Origin of the sequence: Gordonia sp. ALPHA1B1, from assembly GCF_005502615.1 — a bacterium.
Classification (GTDB): Bacteria; Actinomycetota; Actinomycetes; order Mycobacteriales; family Mycobacteriaceae; genus Gordonia; species Gordonia hongkongensis.
In genome coordinates, this window is record NZ_SCOC01000026.1 from 41,890 (window position 1) to 63,145 (window position 21,256).

At 67.4% G+C, this 21,256-nt stretch carries 19 protein-coding genes; 3 read left to right on the forward strand and 16 right to left on the reverse strand.

What is annotated here, in order from left to right; genetic code table 11:
• Positions 1-3: 3 nt before the first annotated feature.
• The 3 genes from FFS52_RS16830 to FFS52_RS16840 all read right to left on the reverse strand — a co-directional run bounded on the left by FFS52_RS16830 (position 4) and on the right by FFS52_RS16840 (position 1,980).
• Positions 4-636, reverse strand: coding sequence for a TetR/AcrR family transcriptional regulator (locus FFS52_RS16830; RefSeq protein ID WP_137810350.1), 633 nt, complete (start codon positions 634-636; stop codon positions 4-6).
• Positions 633-866: a hypothetical protein gene (locus FFS52_RS16835; protein WP_137810351.1), complete on the reverse strand. Its 234-nt coding sequence runs from the start codon at positions 864-866 to the stop codon at positions 633-635. The genes FFS52_RS16830 and FFS52_RS16835 overlap by 4 nt, the downstream gene beginning before the upstream one ends.
• A gap of 100 nt (positions 867-966) precedes the next feature.
• Positions 967-1,980 (reverse strand): o-succinylbenzoate synthase, encoded by a 1,014-nt coding sequence (locus FFS52_RS16840; protein ID WP_137810352.1) that lies wholly within the window; start codon positions 1,978-1,980, stop codon positions 967-969.
• A gap of 84 nt (positions 1,981-2,064) precedes the next feature.
• On the opposite strand from FFS52_RS16840, the gene FFS52_RS16845 reads away from it, so the two are divergent.
• Entirely contained in the window at positions 2,065-3,000 is a 936-nt protein-coding gene (locus FFS52_RS16845; protein ID WP_137810353.1) for an oxygenase MpaB family protein, read from the forward strand.
• Between the two features lie 59 nt (positions 3,001-3,059).
• Here the strand turns inward: FFS52_RS16845 and FFS52_RS16850 are convergent, their stop codons facing one another.
• The 12 genes from FFS52_RS16850 to FFS52_RS16905 all read right to left on the reverse strand — a co-directional run bounded on the left by FFS52_RS16850 (position 3,060) and on the right by FFS52_RS16905 (position 16,690).
• Entirely contained in the window at positions 3,060-3,806 is a 747-nt protein-coding gene (locus tag FFS52_RS16850) for an alpha/beta hydrolase (protein ID WP_137810354.1), read from the reverse strand.
• 85 nt (positions 3,807-3,891) lie between these two features.
• Complete coding sequence (locus FFS52_RS16855) at positions 3,892-4,788, reverse strand: alpha/beta hydrolase family protein (RefSeq protein ID WP_137810367.1); 897 nt, start codon at positions 4,786-4,788, stop codon at positions 3,892-3,894.
• Positions 4,789-5,128: 340 nt separating this feature from the next.
• Positions 5,129-5,908 (reverse strand): SHOCT domain-containing protein, encoded by a 780-nt coding sequence (locus tag FFS52_RS16860; RefSeq protein ID WP_249356337.1) that lies wholly within the window; start codon positions 5,906-5,908, stop codon positions 5,129-5,131.
• Positions 5,909-6,104: 196 nt separating this feature from the next.
• Positions 6,105-7,202: a substrate-binding domain-containing protein gene (locus FFS52_RS16865; RefSeq protein WP_249356343.1), complete on the reverse strand. Its 1,098-nt coding sequence runs from the start codon at positions 7,200-7,202 to the stop codon at positions 6,105-6,107.
• Positions 7,203-7,303: 101 nt separating this feature from the next.
• Positions 7,304-8,353, reverse strand: coding sequence for an ABC transporter permease (locus tag FFS52_RS16870; RefSeq protein WP_137810356.1), 1,050 nt, complete (start codon positions 8,351-8,353; stop codon positions 7,304-7,306).
• A 25-nt stretch (positions 8,354-8,378) separates the two neighbouring features.
• Complete coding sequence (locus tag FFS52_RS16875; protein ID WP_349291567.1) at positions 8,379-9,887, reverse strand: sugar ABC transporter ATP-binding protein; 1,509 nt, start codon at positions 9,885-9,887, stop codon at positions 8,379-8,381.
• Between the two features lie 367 nt (positions 9,888-10,254).
• Positions 10,255-11,445 (reverse strand): elongation factor Tu, encoded by a 1,191-nt coding sequence (tuf, locus tag FFS52_RS16880; RefSeq protein ID WP_058252377.1) that lies wholly within the window; start codon positions 11,443-11,445, stop codon positions 10,255-10,257.
• Positions 11,446-11,550: 105 nt separating this feature from the next.
• Positions 11,551-13,656: an elongation factor G gene (fusA, locus tag FFS52_RS16885; RefSeq protein WP_137810358.1), complete on the reverse strand. Its 2,106-nt coding sequence runs from the start codon at positions 13,654-13,656 to the stop codon at positions 11,551-11,553.
• Between the two features lie 89 nt (positions 13,657-13,745).
• A complete protein-coding gene (gene rpsG, locus FFS52_RS16890) occupies positions 13,746-14,216 on the reverse strand; it encodes a 30S ribosomal protein S7 (protein WP_004020595.1) in 471 nt (156 codons plus the stop codon).
• 6 nt (positions 14,217-14,222) lie between these two features.
• Positions 14,223-14,594: a 30S ribosomal protein S12 gene (rpsL, locus tag FFS52_RS16895; protein ID WP_004020596.1), complete on the reverse strand. Its 372-nt coding sequence runs from the start codon at positions 14,592-14,594 to the stop codon at positions 14,223-14,225.
• A 450-nt stretch (positions 14,595-15,044) separates the two neighbouring features.
• Positions 15,045-15,818, reverse strand: coding sequence for a hypothetical protein (locus FFS52_RS16900; protein WP_249356340.1), 774 nt, complete (start codon positions 15,816-15,818; stop codon positions 15,045-15,047).
• The gene (locus tag FFS52_RS16905) at positions 15,815-16,690 is read right to left on the reverse strand and encodes an exodeoxyribonuclease III (protein ID WP_137810369.1); all 876 of its coding nucleotides are present in this window, start codon (positions 16,688-16,690) and stop codon (positions 15,815-15,817) included. Before FFS52_RS16905 ends, FFS52_RS16900 begins: the two co-directional genes overlap by 4 nt.
• Before the next feature lie 88 nt (positions 16,691-16,778).
• Here FFS52_RS16905 and FFS52_RS16910 point away from each other — a divergent pair, with 88 nt between their 5' ends.
• Entirely contained in the window at positions 16,779-18,416 is a 1,638-nt protein-coding gene (locus FFS52_RS16910; protein ID WP_137810359.1) for a helix-turn-helix domain-containing protein, read from the forward strand.
• 8 nt (positions 18,417-18,424) lie between these two features.
• Here the strand turns inward: FFS52_RS16910 and FFS52_RS16915 are convergent, their stop codons facing one another.
• Positions 18,425-19,543 carry an HPP family protein gene (locus FFS52_RS16915; RefSeq protein ID WP_068970095.1) on the reverse strand — a complete coding sequence of 373 codons (1,119 nt, stop codon included), beginning with the start codon at positions 19,541-19,543 and terminating at the stop codon, positions 18,425-18,427.
• A gap of 209 nt (positions 19,544-19,752) precedes the next feature.
• On the opposite strand from FFS52_RS16915, the gene FFS52_RS16920 reads away from it, so the two are divergent.
• Complete coding sequence (locus FFS52_RS16920) at positions 19,753-21,255, forward strand: aldehyde dehydrogenase family protein (protein ID WP_065629673.1); 1,503 nt, start codon at positions 19,753-19,755, stop codon at positions 21,253-21,255.
• The last annotated feature ends 1 nt before the right edge of the window (position 21,256 follow it).

Here is a 21,256-nt window from a genome sequence, read left to right on the forward strand (position 1 = left end):
GTTTCACCAGATCATCGGTGCGAGGAACTTGGCGGCGAAATCCCGAACGCGCTGGGGTTCGTTGCGAGCGGGGTCCGACGGCGGCGTCTCCAGCAGTGAGATCACCAGTCGCACATGGATCTCGACGGCTTCCAGCAGATCCTCGACGGGCATCTGCGCACCCTCGTCGCGGAGTGTGGCCGCGACCCGGTCGGTGACCATGTCGATGAACAACGATGTCATCGTCGCCGTGACGCTCTTGATCTCGGAGTCGGTGAGGACGATCCGGCTCAGCAGCGGGTCGGAGTTGACCCACTCGGCGCCGACAGCGAACGCCTCCACCAGTGCGGCCTTGGGTCCGAGCCCCTTCACCGAGGCCTCGAGTTTCTGCATGCCCGCCTCGTAGGCGTCGTTGGCCACCGCGTAGAGCAGCGCATCCTTGTTCGGGAAGCGCCGGTACAAGGTGCTGCGGCTCACTCCAGCCCGCGCGGCGACCTCGTCGATGTTCGCGCGGCGGACACCGACCTCGGCGAACTCCGCCCCGGCGGCCGCGAGGATCGCGGCTTCCTGGTCGGCCGGGCTGGCGGTGTTGCGGACCTTACGCGTCGAGGTCCGATTCCTGCTGTCGGCCTTGGTTCCGGTGCCTGCCACGGTCATCGCCGCCGACGGGTGGCGGGCAGCGAGTCCTCGGGTGCCGACCAGTGGTTTTCGTGCAGCCGGCGATGTCTGATCTCCGTGATCTCCATCTGGTCAAAATACAGCCCGGCGGTCCGGTGTCCGCGGACACCGCGACCCCGGCCGACGTGCAACGGGGTTCCGTCGCGGTCGGGAGACGGGACGCCGACCGAATCGACTGCTGCCGGCACTGTCGCCAGAACCGAGGCCATGATCGTCTCCCTCCCGCAACGGCCGCCCCGGGTACGGACGGTCGGCATGTGACCCACATCGCATGATAGACCACGTTGAGACAGATCGGAAAATGCGTTCCTATCCTCGCCCGCGACCCGTGGGCGACCCGTCCATCGTCAGCAGGCGGTGACACCGCCGCAGACGCTCGCGCCACCAGTGCTGACGCTCTTCTTCGACCGCGAGTCCGCGCACGTCGACCGAGGCGTCGGTGCCGAACCATCGCGTTCCCACCGAGCCGTCGACCATCTGGAAGGACGCGGCGACATCCGCGGCGAGCAACGACCCGGTGCCCAGCCCGCACGCAAGCTCCAGGCGCGGTAGCGCGGCCGCGGCAGCCACGCCGGCGGCCATCCCGATCGCGCTGTCGAGGGCACTCGAGACCACGATGTCGAGTCCCAGGTTCTCGGCGAGCTGGAGGGTTGCGCGCATGCCGCCGAGCGGCGCGACCTTGACCACCGCCACGTCAGCAGCGTCGGCCGCGACGACACGGTACGGGTCCTCGGCCTTCCTGATGGATTCGTCGGCCGCGATCGGCACCTCGACCGCCCGACGCACGGCCGCCAGTTCTTCGACTGTGCGACAGGGCTGTTCGGCATACTCGACCTCACCGATGGCGCGCAGGGCGGCGATGGCCTCGTCTACGGTCCAGCCGCCGTTCGCATCGATGCGCACCCTGCCGATGAGCTCCCGCGTCGCCGCGACCCGGGCGACGTCGTCGTCGAGGGTCTGCCCCGGTTCGGCGACCTTGACCTTCGCGGTTCCCGCGCCGGGGTATCGCTGCAGCAATGCGTCGACCTCGTCGGCGGGGATGGCGGGCACGGTCGCGTTGACCGGGACGGCGTCGCGGACCGCGGCGGGAGGGCCGACCCAGGCGGCCTCGACGCCGGCCCGCAGCCACGAGGCCGCCTCCGGGTCGTCGTACTCGACGAACGGACCGAACTCCCCCCAACCCGCCGGCCCCGCGAAGACCATCGTCTCGCGCGTGGTCAGGCCGCGGAATCTCGTACGCATCGGCAGGCGCACCGCGACAGCGGAAGCGAGGACGTCCTCGACGTCGGGAAGCGCCCAGTCCGGTTGCCTGCCCCGCATCATCCGTCCTCCCTCTCCGCATACAGATCACCCCGCGTCGTTGGAACAACCTTCCAAGTTTGTTCCAAGTGCGATATTCTCGCCGCCATGTCAGTCAACCAGGGATTCGACGCCGGTATCCGCGAGGCAGAGCCGATGATCGTCGACGACACTCCGGACACCGCGGGCGAGATCGCCTCGCCACGTCTGGGCGCCGACTCGCTCGTGTGGAAGTTCTACGGCGACAACCGCGGACTGCTGGGCTTCCAGCGTCTGGCCGGCACCGAGAACTGCATCGAACAACTCGGCCAGGCCGTGCTCGATCACTCCATCATCTTCAGCGACTTCCTCGGCCGGGCCAAGCGGACCGGCCCCCCGGTCATGCGGACCGTGTACAGCACCGAGCCGGAGAAGTGGGGGCGCACGGTGCGCGACTTCCACCGCGACATCAAGGGCACCATCAGCGACGGATCGCGGTACCACGCACTCAATCCGGAGTTGTTCTACTGGGCGCACGCGACGTTCGTCGACCAGGTCCTCTACATCACCGACACCTTCATCCGACGCCTGAGTTACGCCGAGAAGGTCCAGATCTTCGAGGAGAGCAAGGTCTGGTATCGGCTCTACGGGGTGAGCGATCGCGGGCAGCCGCAGACCTACGAGGAGTTCGTCCAGTATTGGGAAGACATGCTCGACCGGTTCGTGCCGCACAAGACGATCGTCTACGCCACCGGTTACATCCGGCAGGGACTCCCCTGCCCCAAGAAGATCCCCGCGCCCGTGTGGAAGATCCTGTCGCTTCCGTTGAACGCCTTCATCCGCACCGTTGTCGTCGGAACGCTGCCCCAGCAGATGCGTGACGTGTGCGACCTCGAGTGGAACGACAGGCGCGAGAAGAACTTCCAACGGTTCGCCGCCCTCATGCGGGCCGCCAACCCGCTGATCAACCGGCTGCCGCTCAAGTATCTCTACGTTCCGTGGGCCTACGAAGCGTGGCAGAAGGTCGGCATCGACCCCCGGCCGTTGCACAACAAGCCCGCCTGACCCGCTCCGCTCCCTGCCCCTGAGGAGGCCCGGAGCCTGCAGAGGGCCGTCACGAAGGCTCAGTGCCCCAGAAACCCGTCGACCTGGTTGACGAACTCCGCCGCCCGGTCCCGGTGGACACTGTGCCCCGCCTCGATGGTGACGAACCGTGAGTCGGGCAGGGTGTCACTGAGGGTCCGCAGGTGGTGCGGGGGCAAGAAGCTCTTCTCGCCACCGGAGATGACCAGGGTCGAAGCCCGCACATCCGGGAGTTCCGACCACCAGTGCGGCGCACAGACATCGAACTCGGCGACGATCTGGTCACCCATCCGGCCGTCGTAGCGGATGACCGGAAAGGGGTTGCGCGCGAGCGCGATCAGCCCACGAATCTGCTCGCCCAGGGTGGCGCGCATGGCGATGCCCTCGGACAGATCGGCCTCGTCGCGGGGCATCGGCGGCACCTCTTCGAGCACCAGGCGTCGGATCCTCGTGGGCTCACGCATGGCCAGTCGCAGCGCGGTGTGGGCACCGAGCGAATGGCCGACCACGTCGGCGACCGCGATCCCGAGGGTGTCGAGGACATAGGCCAGGTCGTCGCGGAAGTCGTCGAGCCGGTAGACCTCACGGGCCCGGCCGCTGCGCCCGTGTCCACGGAGGTCCACGCTGATCACCGCACGCCCGCGGGCGCGGAGTGCCGTCGCGAGCCGGCGCCAGGTCGAATGGTCCGATGCCATCCCGTGCACGAGGACGACCGGTACGCCCCGGTCGGCCTCCCCCGCGATCCGGACCGCGAGGTCGGGGTCGCCGCTTCGACGCAGAACACGCATGACCGTCAGCTTACGAACGTCGGCCGTGCGGGAGCCGTCACACTCCACCCAGCCGTCCGCGGAGACCGCACCTCACCGGTCGTCGTCACCGGTCGCGGAACCAGCCGCTGTTCTTGGCGCGCCACACCATGTCCTCCCAGTACCCCCAAGCGTGTGTCCCGACGGACGGGAAGTCCGTCGTGACCGGGATGCCCTGCAACGCGGCCGCGACTTCGAACGACCGGGTCTGCGCGAGCGACACCACCTCCAGCGGTGTGCCCTTGACCGAGGCCACGGCGTCGGCGTTGTGCGGACCCCATGTCGCCGAACCGGACCCGATGCGGATCTTCATCCCGCGCATCCGCGGCAGCTGGACGAGTGCGTCGTTGCGCGTCCACCGGTCACTCCAGGGCGGTCCCCACATGGCGTCCGCGCTGAACGGACCGACCCCCGCCCCGACCCCGGCGTCGATCAACGCGAGCCGAACAGCCTCTCGCATCGTGGGCGCGGACAGGTTCAGGTAGCCGGACATCGAGAAGACGTGCGAGATGCGCTTGCGGTGGTACGCCCCGTAGACCATCGCCGCGTTACCGCCCATGGAGATGCCCATGATCGCGTATTTGCCCAGCGGGCCGACGGCGAGTCCGCGCGCGTCGAGTTCGCGCACGATGGTGTCGAGTCGGCACGTCCACCGATAGCGGTATCCGACCTTGTTGGCCGGGCTCGCCGCTTCCCAATCGGTGTAGAAGCTCGCGAGACCTCCGACCGGCTGGATCACGTTGACGCCGGAGTCGGCGAGGCGGTGAACACGCGTGTCGCGACGCCAGCCACTGATGTCACCGGTCGCGCGAAGACCGTCGAGAGCGATGACGGTCTTGTTGTTGCCCCATCGGGTCCAGGTGTCGACCGGGGTGCTCGGCATGCCGCAGCCGGACACGTGGAATCTGCCGAACGCCGCCGACGCCGACGCGTTACCCGACCCGATGGTGACCACGCCCACCATTGCGAGAAGCGCGAGGGCGAACGCGAGGGCTCGACGTCGGCGGGCAAGCCGACGCGGCCGTAGTGAAAGCTGCACCGACGAACTGTAATTCGACGACGATCAGCAATGCCACGGCTGTGACCCTAGGGCATCGACATCGATATCGAGTGGTGACCAGAGTGACTACAGTGAATCAAGTGGTGCATGCGGCAGCGATTCGCCTTGTTACAGACGATCCACGCATCGTCAGAGATCGTCGACGATGCGCTGACGCGCCCGTGCGTACTCCTCCTCGGTGACCGCGCCGGTTCGGCGCAGTTCGTCCAGCGACGCGAGCCGTTCGGCCGGCGAACGGCCCGGGTCAGCACCCCGGCCCGACCCGCCACCGGCCTTGGTGAACGACGGGGGGGTCCATTCGAGACGAGCTCGCCGAATCCGCCCGGACTCCCGCCCAGCCGCGCACGACCTCCATGACCTCCGCTCGGGCCGCGGGATTGGACCGCAGATCGATCACGCCACTGCCCGCCACCCCGTGACGCCCCAGGATCTGCAGGATCTCCCCCAACGGTTCCGCCTGACCGGTGAGATCGTAGGTCCGGCCGTCCTCTTCGGAGGTGAACCTGGCCGGCACCGAACCGGCGAGCAAAGCGGTTGCCTGCCAGTCGATCTCGAAGTCCTGGGACTCGGGATCGACCATCACGGCCAACCGACGGGCGTGCAGCAGCGGCTGCTGGTAATGCGGCACGACCTTCCTCGTCGACACCTCGAACGGAGCGAGTCCCTCGGCGTGGATCCGGAGCCCGAGCTTCATCAGCGGCTGGTCGTTGATCTCGACATTCGTCTGACCGATCGAGGTGATCTCGGCGATGCCGAACACCCCGGCGGCCCGGAGGTGTTCCAGCTTGGCGCCACCCCGATAGTTGAACCACGCGATGGCAACGCCGAGAACGACATCGAGCACGGTGATGCCGATCCCGGTCCACAGCATCCACTCCGTGTCGGGTGCATCGATCACGAAGTAGGCGACGAGGAAGATCGGACCGACGATCCCGCACAGCATGACAAACGCGAAAGTGCCCACGGCACTCCACACATGGGCAGGAACACGTGGCCCGGTCCCCGACTCTCCGAACATGGTCATGCGCGAACTCTAGGCGCGGACCTGCGGCGACGGAAGCCCTTATGACACAGCGTCCGGCCATGGAACGACAGGCGGGTCGTGAGTGAATGTGTCACGAGAACCAGGGAGCGCGCGCGCCTCGCTCACTGGCCGTACCACGCGAGACGCTCGGTCACACATGTGACCGAGCGCCTGACGTGACCGCGCCTGGTGCGCGCTACTTGAGCCAGAGCTTTTCGAACTGGTCCTGATAGTCGGCCACGCCGACGTAGAACCCCGTCTTCGGATCGAGAACCGCAGTCCCGATGTTGTCGCTGTTGAGCAACTGGGTCGGCAAGAACGCATCATCGGCTGGTTTCAGATCGTCGCCGTTGAACTGCCTGGCAAGCATGTCGATCACACGCCAGCCGAGGATCTGCACCGGAAAGCCGACCCACACACTGTCGTCTCCGTCTTTCAGTGATACGAGGTTGGCCGGCGTCGGCGTCTGACCGGCGAATCGCACCTGATCCTGGAGCCCCGCGGCCCGAAGCGCCGCGTCCACGCCCAGCACCAGGTCCCCGAACGAGAAGAGCGCATAGTTGATCTCGGGATCACGTTGCAGCGTGCTGACCACACTCTGCGGCGTCTTGGTACCCAGGTCGGTCACCTGTTGATTGATCATCTCGACACGACAGCCGGGGCAGAGTGTCTTCATCTGTGCGGTGAAGGCATCGGTGAAGACATTGAGGATCGGGTAGTCGGTGATGGTGAAGACCGCGATGTTGGCCTCACCATCGCTGTCGGCGACGACCTGGCTCGCGACCATCTTGCCCCATTCCTGGACCTGCTTGGTGCCGTCGAGCGAGGTCGAGATCACCCCGGGCACCGGATCGTCGCCCACACTGTCGGCGATGACCGGGATCCCGGCGTCCGAGGCGCGTTCGATCTGCGTAGACAACATCGACAGCGGCGTGCCCGAGATGTGGATCGCGTCCGGCCCGAGAGCGATCGCCTGGTCCATCGCCTTCGGACCGGCATCGGCGTCAGTACCCTGCAGGATTCGCTGGTAGCGCCACCCCAGGAGATCCGCGGCCTGTTGGATCGCGTCGTCCTTTGCACTCGAGATCGGTTGTGGCGTCTCGATGCTGATCACGTACTTACCCGCTTGCGGAGCGCGACTCAGCGGAGTTGTGAGCACCAATCCATCAAGGGGACTTTCGTATTGATCCGCGACGCTACGCGCCGCCGAGACATCTGCGGGCTCACCCGAACCCCCACCGTCGGCACTCGAGCAGGCGGTGGCGACGGCACCGACGGCGGCCACCGCGATCATCGTCTGCACCCAGGACTTGGTTCTCACTCGGTTTCCTTTCACGATGGCCTCTCGGCCGATGGGGATCCGCCGCAGCGGCAGAAGGAGGCAGCGAGCGTTCGTCACGAACGTCGTGCCGTACGGGCGGCCAGCGCGACCGCGATGATGAGGGCGAGGCCGTTGAAGAGGTCATTGACGAAGCTCGGCGCGCCCGCGAGCTGGAGTCCCTTGACCCCGGTGGCCAGCAGGTAGATGGCGACGAGGGTGCCCAGCACGTTGACTCGTCCCGCCCGTATCTGTGTCGAGCCCAGGAAGACCGCCGAGAACGCCGGCAACAAGTACGACGGCCCGATATCGGGCGCAGCCGTGCCGAGCTTGGCGGCCAGCACGACGCCGGCCAGCGCCGCCACGGTCGCGGACGTGACCAGGGAGCCGAACATGATCCGCTCGACGCGCAGACCCGCGAGCCGGGCTGCCTGCCGATTTCCGCCGGTGGCGTACAGGTACCGCCCCAGCGGGGTCTTCTCGAGAAGGACATACATGACCGCCGCCACCACCACCATGTAGTAGAAGGGCAACGGAAGACCCAGGAACATACCGCTTCCGAGCCCGAGGAAACCGTCGGTGAACCCCTCGGTGATCTGTTTGCCGTCGGTGACCCAGTACGTCCCCGCCAGCATGATGCTCGACATTCCCAGCGTCGCGATGAAGGAGTCCACCTTCAGCCGGACGACCACGAAGCCGTTGACGGCACCGATGAGGGCTCCGCACAGCAGCGTGGTGAGTATCGCGACCGTCGCGCTGATCCCCAGGGACAGTTGATACGAGACCATGGCGACCGAGAAGCCCATCACGCCTGCGATGGAGAGGTCGAAGACCCCGGCCGCCAGCGGCACGATCAGACCGATCGCCAGGATCGCGGTGATGGCCTGATCGCCGGCGATGATCCTGAGGTTGCCCTCGGTGAGGAAAGTGTCCGGGATCCACAGCGCAAACAACACGATGATGGCCACCCACACGTAGATGCCGCTGAACCGATCAAGGCCCAGGGACACCACGCGCCGACGTCGGGCCGATTCGGGGCCGAGCCCGGGCGGGCCCGCGGGCGTACCGCCGTCGGCACCACCGCCACGGGACGCGGTCGGCACTTCTTCGGATGACTGTGTGGTCATCGCGGGTCCTTTCGGTTCTGAGGTCTTACGCATGTACGTGAGCGGAGGTCTTGAGCGTCGAGGCGGTCAGCTCGTCGGGATCGATGTTCGGCCGCCGGAGTTCATCGACGATCCGTCCCGCCGCGAGGACGACGACCCGGTCGCACAGACGAGTCAGCTCGGCGTGGTCGGTGGAGACGACGAGCACCGCAGCTCCGGCCGATGCGGCGTCATCGATGAGCGCATGGATGTCGGCTTGCGCGCCGACATCGACACCCTGTGTCGGTTCGTCGAGCAGGAGAACCCGGGGATGGCGGCGAAGCCAACGCGCGAGCATCACCTTCTGCTGGTTGCCACCGCTGAGGGTGCCGAGCTGACGTTCGGTGTCGCCGGCCGGGCGTACCCCGAGCCGGTCGAGCCACGTTGCCACATCGGACTTTTCGCGCTTCAGGCGAAGAAATCCCGCCGTGGCGTGGGCCCAGGGGTCAGCCACGGAAACGTTCTCCCGGAGCGACGCCGTCGCGAACGCGGCGTTCGCCAACCGTTCCGCCGGCACACATCCCATCCCGGCCGCCATCGAGACGTCCGGCCGGTCGGCGCGCACGATCACACCGTCGACTGTCACGGTGCCGACCCGGCCGATCCCGCCGAACAGTGCCGGAACGACCGATTCGCGTCCGGAACCGGTGATTCCGGCGATCCCGACGACCTCACCCGCCCCGACAGAGAGATCGAACCCGGTGAGATTCCCGCACGACATCTGCGTCACATCGAGCATTGCCGACCGCTCGACACCGCCGGCAGGCGGCGCGGTCGGCGGTCTGACCGGCGCCGCGGATGGGGTTGCGGGCGTTCGGCTCCCGATCATGAGCGCAACCAGCGCGTCCTCGTCGAGGCCCGTCAGCGGACGCGTGGTCACCACGTTGCCGTCCCGAAGGACGGTGACCGTGTCACAGAGGTCGAAGACCTCCGGCAAGTGATGGGAGACGAACAGCACCGCCACGCCGGAGTCGCGGATTCTGCGCACCAGGTCGAACAGCCGAATGGCCTCTGCTGCCGGGAGATTGGCGGTGGGCTCGTCGAGCACCAGCACCTTGGCCGAACCGCTGCCGCCCTGGACCGCGCGCGCCATCGCGAGCATCGTCCGCTCACTCATACTCAGGTCGGACGCGCGCTTCCTGAGGTCGAGGTCGATGCCCAGCTCGTCCAACGCTGATCGTGCGTGCCGACGCTCAGCGCGAAAATCGATGGTGCCCACACGCGTTCGCCGGTAGCCGTGACCGAGGGCCATGTTGTCGACCACGTCCAGGGAGCCGACGAGACCCAGTTCCTGATGGACGAACCGAAGGCCGGCGGTCTCACCGCTGCCGGGCACACCGAGGTGCAGCTCATTCCCGCCGACGAGGATCGTTGCACCCGGATCCGGCTCGTGGTAACCCGCGAGAACCTTGATCAGAGTCGACTTGCCACACCCGTTCTGACCGACCAGCGCGCGTATCTCGCCGGGCCGAGGGAGAGCGAGACGTCGGCCAGCGCCCGCTGGCCACCGAAAGATTTGGAGAGGTTCGCAACCTCAAGCGCCTCGACCATCAGCACCTCACGTGATCATAGTTACTTTATCCCGACCGGTGTTATCTGGATCATAGTGAACTATGTACATAGATCTGTCCAGCAGTCTGCGAAACTTTAAAAAGCTGGGGCGCAGCGGCCCTCGAGACGCTAGAGTCCAGCGGGGTCGTCAGACCCTTCGCTGAGGCGTGAATCTTAGTGATCGGCGCGTCAAGAAACGCGGGGAGGCCGTGCGCGGTGGTGTCGACGCACGAAAAGTGCCCGGCCACATGGTGACCGGGCATGACAAAGGCGCCCGGCCACTTTCGTGACCGGGCGCCTTCGACTCAGAGAGTCAGTGAGTCAGAACGAGATCACTTGGTGATCTTGGTGACTCGACCCGCACCGACGGTGCGGCCACCCTCGCGGATGGCGAAACGCAGGCCCTCGTCCATGGCGACCGGCTGGATGAGCTTGACGCTCATCTCGGTGTTGTCGCCCGGCATGACCATCTCGGTGCCCTCGGGGAGGGTCACGACGCCGGTCACGTCCGTGGTACGGAAGTAGAACTGCGGACGGTAGTTGTTGAAGAACGGGGTGTGACGGCCGCCCTCGTCCTTGGACAGGATGTACGCCTGGCCCTCGAACTCGGTGTGCGGGGTCGTGGTGCCCGGCTTCACGATGACCTGACCGCGCTCGACGTCCTCACGCTTGAGGCCGCGGAGCAGCAGACCGGCGTTGTCGCCTGCCTGTGCCGAATCGAGGAGCTTGTGGAACATCTCGATACCGGTGACGGTGGTCTTGGTGCTCTTCTCGCGGATGCCGACGATCTCGACTTCCTCGTTCACGTTGACCTCGCCGCGCTCCACACGACCGGTGACCACGGTGCCGCGGCCGGTGATGGTGAAGACGTCCTCGACGGGCATGAGGAACGGCTTCTCGGTCTCGCGGACCGGGTCCGGGATCGACTCGTCGACGGCAGCCATGAGCTCTTCGACCGACTTGGTCCACTCAGGGTCACCCTCGAGGGCCTTGAGAGCCGAGACCTTGACGACCGGGGCTTCCTCGTCGAACTCCTGGGCGGCCAGCAGTTCGCGGACCTCCATCTCGACGAGCTCGATGATCTCGTCGTCGTCGACCATGTCGGCCTTGTTCAGGGCGACCAGGATGTAGGGCACACCGACCTGGCGGGCCAGCAGCACGTGCTCGCGGGTCTGCGGCATCGGGCCGTCGGTGGCGGCGACCACGAGGATCGCGCCGTCCATCTGGGCAGCGCCGGTGATCATGTTCTTGATGTAGTCGGCGTGACCGGGGGCGTCGACGTGGGCGTAGTGACGCTTATCGGTCTCGTACTCGACGTGCGAGATGTTGATCGTGATACCGCGAGCTTTTTCCTCGGGAGCCTTGTCGATCTGATCGAACGCGAAGCTCTTGTTGAGTTCCGGGTACTTGTCGTGCAGCACCTTGGTGATGGCCGCGGTCAGCGTGGTCTTGCCGTGGTCGACGTGACCGATGGTGCCGATGTTCACGTGCGGCTTGGTCCGCTCGAACTTCGCCTTCGCCACTTGATTGTCCTCCTGGACTTGTTGCTCTACTGGGCGGATCCCAGCAGGGGTTTTCTTCTTACGTTGGTGCGCAGAACTGGTCGGCGCATGTCGCTAGGACCGGGTTTACTCGCCGGTGGCCTTCGCGATGATTTCCTTCGACACGTTCGCGGGAACCTCCGCGTACGAATCGAACACCATGGAGTAGTTCGCCCGGCCCTGGGTCTTCGACCGGAGGTCTCCGATGTAGCCGAACATCTCCGACAGCGGCACCTGTGCCTTCACGACACGCGCACCACTGCGCTCCTCCATGGCCTGGATCTGGCCACGGCGGGAGTTCAGGTCGCCGATCACGTCACCCATGTAGTCCTCGGGAGTCGTGACCTCGACGGCCATCAGGGGCTCGAGGATGACCGGACCGGCCATCCGCGCAGCTTCCTTCAGGGCCTGCGAGCCGGCGATCTTGAACGCCATCTCCGAGGAGTCGACGTCGTGGTACTGACCGTCGAGCAGGGTGACCTTCAGGTTCACCAGCGGGTATCCGGCGAGGACACCGTACTGCATGGCGTCCTGGGCACCGGCGTCCACCGACGGGATGTACTCGCGCGGGACGCGTCCACCGGTGACCGCATTGGCGAACTCGTAGGTCGCACCGTCCTCGGCGTCCACCAGGGGCTCGAGCTTGATGATGACCTTCGCGAACTGGCCCGATCCACCGGTCTGCTTCTTGTGGGTGAACTCGTGCTTCTCGACCGTCTTGCGGATGGTCTCGCGGTAGGCCACCTGCGGCTTGCCGACGTTGGCCTCGACCTTGAACTCGCGCTTCATCCGGTCGACGAGGATGTCGAGGTGGAGCTCGCCCATACCGCCGATGACGGTCTGGCCGGTCTCCTCGTCGAGCTGGACCGAGAAGGTCGGGTCCTCTTCGGCGAGCTTCTGGATCGCGGTGCCCAGCTTCTCCTGGTCGGACTTGGTCTTCGGCTCGATCGAGACGTTGATGACCGGGTCCGGGAAGCTCATGGACTCGAGCACGATCGGCGACGCCGAATCGCACAGGGTGTCACCGGTGGTGGTGTCCTTGAGACCGATCATCGCGTAGATGTGGCCCGCGGTGGCGTCCTCGACCGGGTTCTCCTTGTTGGCATGCATCTGGAAGAGCTTGCCGACGCGCTCCTTCTTGCCCTTGGTGGCGTTGAGCACCTGGGTGCCGGCGTTGATCTTGCCGGAGTACACGCGCACGAAGGTGAGCTTGCCGAAGAACGGGTGAGCCGCGATCTTGAACGCGAGAGCCGAGAACGGCTCGTCCGCGGACGGCTTGCGCGAGAGGATCTCCTCCTCGTCGCCCACGGCGTGACCCTCGACCGACGGCACGTCCAGCGGGGACGGCAGGTAGTCGATGATCGCGTCGAGCATGGGCTGCACGCCCTTGTTCTTGAACGCCGAGCCACAGATCACCGGGTAGAACTCACGGGCGATCGTGAGCTTGCGGATCGCGCCCTTGATCTCCTCGGTGGTCAGCTCTTCGCCGCCGAAGTACTTCTCGAGCAGGGCCTCGTCGGTCTCGGCGACCGTCTCGAGGAGCTTCTCGCGGTACTCCGCAGCCTGATCGACCAGGTCGGCGGGGATCTCCTCGAAGGTCGGCGCAGCGCCGATCTCGACGGTTCCGCGCCAGGTGATCGCCTTCTGCTCGATGAGGTCGACGACGCCGTCGAAGTTGTCCTCGGCGCCGATCGGCAGCTGCAGGACCAGCGGCTTGGCGCCGAGGCGCTCCTCGATGGTGCGCACGGTGTAGAAGAAGTCCGCACCGAGCTTGTCCATCTTGTTGACGAAGCAGATACGCGGGACGTCGTACTTCTCCGCCTGACGCCAGACCTGCTCGGACTGCGGCTCGACGCCTTCCTTGCCGTCGAACACGGCGACCGCGCCGTCGAGCACGCGGAGGCTGCGCTCCACCTCGACGGTGAAGTCGACGTGGCCGGGGGTGTCGATGATGTTGATCTGGTTCTTGTTCCAGAAACACGTCACCGCCGCGGAGGTGATGGTGATCCCCCGCTCCTTCTCCTGCTCCATCCAGTCGGTGGTCGAGGCACCGTCGTGGGTTTCACCGATCTTGTAGTTCACACCGGTGTAGAAGAGGATTCGCTCGGTGGCGGTGGTCTTGCCGGCATCGATGTGGGCCATGATGCCGATGTTGCGAACCTTGTTCAGGTCGCTGAGCACTTCCTGTGCCACTTAATCGCCTCGCATTTTCGCTAGAGGTGTTGGGTCTGAGGTGGAACCGTCCGCGGCGTCGTGTTCCCCGACGCCGCGGACGGTTGGTGTCACCAGCGGTAGTGCGCGAACGCCCGGTTGGCCTCGGCCATCTTGTGGGTGTCCTCGCGGCGCTTCACCGAAGCACCGAGACCGTTGGACGCGTCCAGCAACTCGTTGGCGAGACGCTCGACCATGGTCTTCTCACGACGCTGACGGCTGAAGCTGACGAGCCAGCGGAGCGCGAGGGTGTTGGCGCGGTTCGGCTTGACCTCGATCGGCACCTGGTAGGTGGCACCACCGACGCGGCGGCTCTTCACCTCGAGGGTGGGCTTCACGTTGTCGAGAGCGCGCTTGAGGGTGACGACCGGATCGGTGCCGGTCTTGTCGCGAGCCTGCTCGAGGGCGCCGTAGACGATGCGCTCGGCGGTCGACTTCTTGCCGTCCAGCAGGATCTTGTTGACCAGCTGGGTGACCAGCGGCGAACCGTAGACGGGATCGTTGATGAGGGGGCGCTTGGGAGCGGGTCCTTTACGTGGCATGACTTATCAGTTCCCCTTCTTGGCGCCGTAGCGGCTGCGAGCCTGCTTGCGGTCCTTGACGCCCTGGGTGTCGAGCGAGCCGCGGATGATCTTGTAGCGCACACCCGGGAGGTCCTTCACACGACCGCCGCGGACGAGCACCATCGAGTGCTCCTGCAGGTTGTGGCCTTCGCCGGGGATGTAGGCGGTGACCTCGACCGAGCTGGTCAGGCGCACACGGGCGACCTTGCGCAGCGCCGAGTTCGGCTTCTTGGGGGTGGTGGTGTAGACGCGGGTGCACACGCCACGACGCTGCGGGCTTCCCTTGAGGGCCGCGGTCTTGGTCTTGGCAGCCTTGTCGTGACGGCCCTTGCGGACCAGCTGATTGATGGTTGGCACTAGGTGTTCGTTCCTCTTTGTCATCGGTTGTGGTTGGTGCTCCGGGCAAGCACGAAGTGGCTCGCAGGCCTGTTTTCGCGGCTTCCACAACTCGCCCCACCAGCACGTATGTGCTGGTCAGTACATTTTCGCTACCCCGAGGTCGGGCGTGTCATACACTCGACAGCGGATTCGCCTGTCAGCCCCTCTGCCGGCCGTACCCCGAGATGCTCGGCGGCTCGAGAGCCGTAGGGCAGGCATGCGGACTGGCCCAGCATGGGCCGGGCACCGACGATCCACTCTACCGATCGGGTTTACACAGGTCAAAAAACGGATCCTGCACGCAACCGGCAGGTGAACGGGTCGTGCGCGATCGGCTCCGGGCCACGCTCGTGCTCGGCGTGACCCTCCCACTTCTACACCGTCAAACCGCATGCGTCGAGGGCGCGAGTCGCCGGTGCGACCAATCCGTCATCCGCGCTGCACGGGTCGCCTGAGCTGCTCGATCACGGGTGCGGACGGGCTCTCGGGGTCGCACGGTCGACGCGTCGGCGAGGACTGACCGCCGAACCACCGGTCGACGATCGTCGCCTGCCGTTCCACCTCGCCCCGGCGCGGCATGTGGTGGTTCTCACCGGCATCGCGCACGCCGTACACGTCCTCGCCCAGTTCGTACCGGGCCTGGTCGGCCAGCGCATCGGCGAGGAACCCGGCAGGGGAACGGGCAGCGGCGATCTGCCAGGCGTGGACCAGTTCGTGGACGAGCAGCTGACCCGGCACCGGATATGCCCTGGTCCCCGGCCCCAGGGTCGCGTCGAGGTGCGGCCCGAGGTTGCAGAGGATGCGTCCGTCGACCGCGGGCACCGTGAAGGCGCGCCCGCCACGACCGGCGAGATCGGTGAGGACGACGTCATCGAGCCACGCCGCGTCCCCGAAGACCGCCACGGCCACGCTTCGCTCGGCCGGGGTCAACCCGCGATGACGCACGCGACGGCAGATGACGCTCGACGTGACGAGGCCCGCGCCCAGCACGACGACGAACCCGAGCGGGCCGAGCCAGATCGTCACCGGCACCAGGTGCACCGCGAGGAGCACACCCGCCGTGGCCGCCGGGGCGTCGCCGAGTCGTCCCGCCCCGAGCCGGCGGGCGACGGAGAGCACCGTGCCGAGCAGGCGCCCATAGGCCCGGGCGGCCGCGATGACCGGACGGCGCAGGCGCGTCGCGGACGCCGGGCGGGGCATCATTCCGGCGTCTGCGGCAGTTTCACCTTCGTCGCACCGGGTTTCGCCGGATTCGACGGCGGCGGGACCACCGGTCCGATGTCGCCATCGGGAGCCTCGTCGAGGTCGACGATGACCGGCGCGTGGTCACTCGGCTTGCTGCCCTTGCGTGCTTTCCGGTCGATCCAGGCGGCCGCGACGCGATCGGCAGCGGACGCTCCGGCGAGGATCAGGTCGATGCGCATCCCGAGGTCTTTGTGGAACATGCCGGCGCGGTAGTCCCAGTAGCTGAACACACGCTCGCCCGGCCACCGGTCCCGGACGACGTCGCGCAGGCCCATCGATTCGAAGGTGGCCAGCGCGGCCCGTTCCGCCGGAGTGACGTGGGTGTGCCCCACATACGCGGCGGGGTCGAACAGGTCGGCGTCGGCCGGCGCGATGTTCATGTCGCCGCACAGGAGTGTCGTGGTCGGGTCCTCCACGGCACGGGCCAGCGCCGCGAGCCACTCGAGTTTGTAGGTGTAGTGGTCCGAGTCCGGGGTCCGGCCGTTGGGCACGTACAGCGAGTGGATGCGGAGTCCGCCGCACACCGCCGACACCGCCCGTGCCTCCAGGGTCGACGGGTCGGGGTATCCGGGCATGCCGTCGAATCCGATCCGGACGTCGTCGAGTCCGACCCGCGACAACAGCGCCACCCCGTTCCACTGCCCCTGTCCGGCGTGCGCGACCTCGTATCCGCGGTCGGCGAGATCGGTGCCGAGTGACTCCTCGAACGCGGCGTCGGAGAGTTTGGTCTCCTGCAGGCACACCACGTCGGGTCGGCGCTCGTCGAGCCAGGGCAACAGGCGCGGGATGCGCTGCTTCACGGAGTTCACGTTCCAGGTCGCCACGCGCATGCGACCACGGTAGTACCCCGCCATCAGGGCCCGGCCACCGCCGATCGCGGACCCGGCCTTTCGTTGCACGGTGACATGTGTCACGTTGGTGGGTATCGACACGTTGCACCGCACCTCCGATTCGTCGCCCCGACGGCCCGTCATCGAGTCGTCGTGGCGTCGTTCGGAGCTGTCCGGGGTCCGCCCCGAGGACCGGACGCCGACGCAGGTCCAGGACATCGCTGCCGCCGACCCGCTGCTCGACGCCGCCCGCCCGGTCCTCGATGACGCCGCCGCCCGACTCGCCGACACCGATGTCTCGCTGCTGCTCGTCGACCACGAGTGCCGGATGGTGACGCGGGTGGCGTTCGGCACGACCGTGGAGCGCCGTCTCGACGCGATCGGCGCCTCGCCGGGCGTGCCGTTCGGCGAGGACGTCGTCGGGACGACGGCCCTCGGTACCCCGGCGGAGACCCGGGGCGGGATCGTCGTGAACAGCTCCGAGCACTACCTGGACCAGTTCAAGTCGATCAGTTGCTTCGGACAGCCGATCATCCATCCCGCGACCCGCAGGCTGGCCGGGATCATCTGCATGTCCGAGATCGCCGATCGCATCAACCCCTTGGCGATCCCGGTCGTCAACGGGATCGTCGCCGACATCGCCGACCGCCTGCTGGACCGGTCGCGAGCGCACCAGCGACGCGTCCTCGACGCGTTCCAGCGCGCCGCACCGCGTCGCGACCTCGCCGTCGCGGCCATCGGCGACGACCTCCAGCTCACGAATGCCCTTGCTGCCGAACTGCTCTCCCCCACCGACATCGGCGCGATGCGGATCGTCGCGACCGATCCCGCACTGCGCGCGACGGTACTGCCGCTGACCCTGGTGTCGGGCGCCGAGGTCGAGGTCGCCGTCGAACCCGTGCCGGGCGCCTGCGGCGCGGCCCTGTTCCGCTTCCGGCCGGTCAGCGAGCCGCCGCCGAGGCGGTCCGCGCCACCGACCGCCCCGTCCCGCACCAGCGTCGCGATCACCGGCGAACCGGGGACCGGACGCAGCACCCACGCCGCTGCGCTCGCCGCCGAGACCGACTCGCCACCGGTGATCGTCGATGTCGCCGACGAGATCATCAGCGGTCGTCGCCCCGACATCCCCGCGTTCGTCGGACGCGCCCGGTCGATGAGCACGACCCTGGTGATCGACGGCGTCGATCTCCTCGACGCGCAGTCGGTCGCCCTACTCGGGCGCGTGGCGGTGTCGAGCTCGCCGGAGTCGCCGCTGATCGTCGTCGGCGGGCCGCGCGACCAGGCGAGTCCGGGAGTCGCCGCACTCCTCGCCCGGTGCGCCACACGGGTCGATCTCGCTCCTCTACGTCATCGGACCTCGGAGCTGGCGTCGATCGCGAGCAGCGCACTGACAGACATCGACCCGGAGCTCACGCTGTCCGGACTGGCGACGGACGCCTTGCTGTGCGACGACTGGCCCGGGAACCTCACCGAGCTCAACTCGGTACTCCGGCAGGCCGCTCTGACGTGCCGAGCGCGCGCCGCGCGGGTCGTCGAACCCGCCGACCTGCCACCCGCCTATCGGACGACCAGCCGGGCCGCGCACCTGTCCGGCCGGGAACAGGCCGAGCGCACCGCGATCGTCGAGGCGCTGGACCGCGCCGGCGGCAACAAGGTGCATGCCGCAAGGGATCTCGGCATCAGCCGGACGACGCTGTACTCGCGGATGCGCGCACTGGACATCTGAGCGCGCGGCTACTCCGGCACCGCGGTGCGGGGCACCGGGTCCCGCAGCATCTGCCGTGCGAGCGCCGCGATGAGGTCGGTCCGGGTCACGATGCCGACCAGGGTGTGCCCCTCCAACACCGGGACCGCGTCGCATCCGCTCTCGGCGAGCAGCGGCAACAGCGCCCCGACCGGCGTGCCCGGGGTCGCGACGGCCGGTTCCGCCGACATCACGTCCGCGGCGCACAACTCGACGTCGTTCGAGCGCATCAACCGCCGCACGAGATGGATCTGGAACACCACACCGACGAACATGCCGTCGTCCGACGTCACCGGCAGCGAGGTGAAGCCGTACTCGTCGAAGAGGACGGCGACGTCTCGCAGCGGCGTCTCGGGGTTCACGGTCACCAGGTCTCGGGACATCACGTCCGTCGCGGCGAGCGGGCCCGCGCGGTGACCGGCAGCCTGCAGTTCGGCGGCCCCGATCAGTCGCGCGAGGTCGGCGACACCGAGGTTGAGCGACTGCTCGTACCGGTCGAGGATGCCGGTCAGTTCGTCCTCGTCCAGACCCAGCCGCGCCGCCGGCGGGGGCGCCGCGTCGAACCGGCGATACGGATAACGCCGTCCGGTCAACCGGGCGTACCCGGCGGCGAGGACCACCAGCAGGAGCGTGCCCACGAGGACGGGTGCGAGGACGAACCGGAACCCCAGCGACTGGATCGTCTCCGGACTGAGCGCGGCTGTCATCGCCACCGCGCCGGCAGGCGGATGGACCGCGTGGCACCCGATCATCAAGGCCACGGACAGACCGACCGCGAGCGCCGCCCGAAGCGCGGGCTGGCCGATGGTGAGGGTGGTCGCCACCCCCACGACCGCCGACACCGCGTTGCCGACGGTCGCGGGCCACGGCTGCGCCAACGGACTGTTCGGCGCGGCGAAGACGAGCACGGCGGTCGCCCCGAACGGCGCGATCAGGAAGAGTCCGAGCCGCAGGTCGACCCCCGACGCGGCGAGCACCAGACCGACGAGTCCGAGCGCCACCCCGGCCCCTGCTCCCGCCCGGAGGGCCTCACGGATCGAGATACCCCCGGTCACCGGGCCGAGGCCACGCAGGGCGGCGCCGACCCTGCCCGCTGGGCGCACGTTCACTCTGCTCCTCCGAAGGTCCCTGACTTGTCCGGCGTCTCACGGTAGCCACGCGGTGACGGCCGGTCGCCGCGACCCCTGTACAGCCCAGGTGTTCAGTTTCTGGACACGGCGACACGTCGGAACGGTGAGAGAAATAAGTCAGGTCGAATATGACCGAGATCACTCCACCGACCACATCACCGCCGGCACCACGCCGACCAGGAGGCCACATGACCGCCGTCGTTCCCGACACCGCCCTGCATGAGCGCGTTCGCGATTTCATCTCCGCCGACCGTCCGATGCTGATCGGCGGCGAGTGGGTGTGGTCGGCCTCGGGCCGCACCTTCGAGACCATCGATCCCGCGACGGCGCGTCCGCTCACCTCGGTCGCGCACGGCGACGCGGCCGACATCGACCGCGCGGTCCGCGCCGCGCGCCAGGCCTTCGACGACGGCCCGTGGACCCGGATGAAGCCGAATGAACGCGAACGCCTGCTCTGGCGGGTCGGCGACATCCTCACCGAACGCGCCGAGGAGTTCGGCCAGCTGGAGGCGCTCGACAACGGCAAGGCGGCCACCATCGCCGCCGCGGTCGACACCAACTGGTCGGCCGACATCTTCCGCTACAACGCGGGCCTCGCCACCAAGATCACCGGGTCGACGGTCGACGTCTCGATGCCGTTCGTGCCCGGCGGCGAGTTCCACGCGTACACCCTGCGCGAGCCGGTCGGAGTCTGCGGCCTGATCGTGCCGTGGAACTTCCCGCTCCTGATGGCCGCGTTCAAGCTGGCCCCCGCATTGGCGGCCGGCAACACCGTCATCCTCAAGCCGGCCGAACAGACCCCGCTGACGGCCCTGCTCCTCGGCGAGGTGTTCCAAGAGGCCGGCTTCCCACCGGGCGTGGTCAACATCGTCACCGGTTACGGCGAGGCCGGCGCGGCGCTCGCCGCGCACGACGACGTCGACAAGATCGCGTTCACCGGCTCGACGGAGGTCGGCAAGAAGATCGTCGACGCCGCGAAGGGCAACCTCAAGAAGGTGTCGCTGGAACTCGGCGGCAAGAGCCCCAACATCGTTTTCGCCGACGCCGACTTCGAGAAGGCGGTCGCCGGGTCGGTCGCGGCCTGGATGTTCAACCACGGACAGTGCTGTGTCGCCGGAACACGTCTCTTCGTCGAGCGGCCGATCTTCGACGACTTCACCGCGGCCGTCGCCGAGGCGGCCTCGCAGGCCAAGATCGGACCCGGCCTCGACCCGTCGACCGAACTCGGACCGCTGGTCAGCCAAGAGCAGTTCGATCGCGTCTCGGGATACCTGGCGGCGGGCCTCGCCGACGGCGCACGGGCACTGACGGGTGGAAAGCGTTGGGGCGACGAGGGATTCTTCATCGAACCGACCGTCTTCGTCGACGTCGACCCGAGTTTCTCGATCGTGCAGGAGGAGATCTTCGGTCCCGTCGTCGCCGCCATGCCCTTCGATGCCGACACCGGGGTCGCGGCCGCGGCCAACGACTCCATCTACGGTCTCGCAGCAGGCATCTGGACCACGGATCTGTCCAAGGCGCACCGGACAGCTCGACAGATCAAGGCCGGTTCGGTCTGGGTGAACCAGTACAACGGCTTCGACACCGCCATGCCGTTCGGCGGTTACAAGCAGTCGGGATGGGGGCGCGAACTCGGCTCGTCGGCCATCGAGCTCTACACCCAGACCAAGGCCGTCAACATCTCGCTCTGAC

What these genes read in the sequence shown, in the direction of transcription:
- FFS52_RS16840 (WP_137810352.1), bottom strand. Translation starts at nt 1,980, where the DNA reads ATGATGCGGGGCAGGCAACCGGACTGGGCGCTTCCCGACGTCGAGGAC.
- FFS52_RS16905 (WP_137810369.1), bottom strand. Translation starts at nt 16,690, where the DNA reads ATGCGCGTGGCGACCTGGAACGTGAACTCCGTGAAGCAGCGCATCCCG.
- FFS52_RS16865 (WP_249356343.1), bottom strand. Translation starts at nt 7,202, where the DNA reads ATGATCGCGGTGGCCGCCGTCGGTGCCGTCGCCACCGCCTGCTCGAGT.
- FFS52_RS16835 (WP_137810351.1), bottom strand. Translation starts at nt 866, where the DNA reads ATGGCCTCGGTTCTGGCGACAGTGCCGGCAGCAGTCGATTCGGTCGGC.
- FFS52_RS16850 (WP_137810354.1), bottom strand. Translation starts at nt 3,806, where the DNA reads ATGCGTGTTCTGCGTCGAAGCGGCGACCCCGACCTCGCGGTCCGGATC.
- FFS52_RS16900 (WP_249356340.1), bottom strand. Translation starts at nt 15,818, where the DNA reads ATGATGCCCCGCCCGGCGTCCGCGACGCGCCTGCGCCGTCCGGTCATC.
- FFS52_RS16855 (WP_137810367.1), bottom strand. Translation starts at nt 4,788, where the DNA reads ATGGTGGGCGTGGTCACCATCGGGTCGGGTAACGCGTCGGCGTCGGCG.
- FFS52_RS16845 (WP_137810353.1), top strand. Translation starts at nt 2,065, where the DNA reads ATGTCAGTCAACCAGGGATTCGACGCCGGTATCCGCGAGGCAGAGCCG.
- FFS52_RS16830 (WP_137810350.1), bottom strand. Translation starts at nt 636, where the DNA reads ATGACCGTGGCAGGCACCGGAACCAAGGCCGACAGCAGGAATCGGACC.
- FFS52_RS16870 (WP_137810356.1), bottom strand. Translation starts at nt 8,353, where the DNA reads ATGACCACACAGTCATCCGAAGAAGTGCCGACCGCGTCCCGTGGCGGT.
- rpsG (WP_004020595.1), bottom strand. Translation starts at nt 14,216, where the DNA reads ATGCCACGTAAAGGACCCGCTCCCAAGCGCCCCCTCATCAACGATCCC.
- FFS52_RS16920 (WP_065629673.1), top strand. Translation starts at nt 19,753, where the DNA reads ATGACCGCCGTCGTTCCCGACACCGCCCTGCATGAGCGCGTTCGCGAT.
- FFS52_RS16860 (WP_249356337.1), bottom strand. Translation starts at nt 5,908, where the DNA reads ATGACCATGTTCGGAGAGTCGGGGACCGGGCCACGTGTTCCTGCCCAT.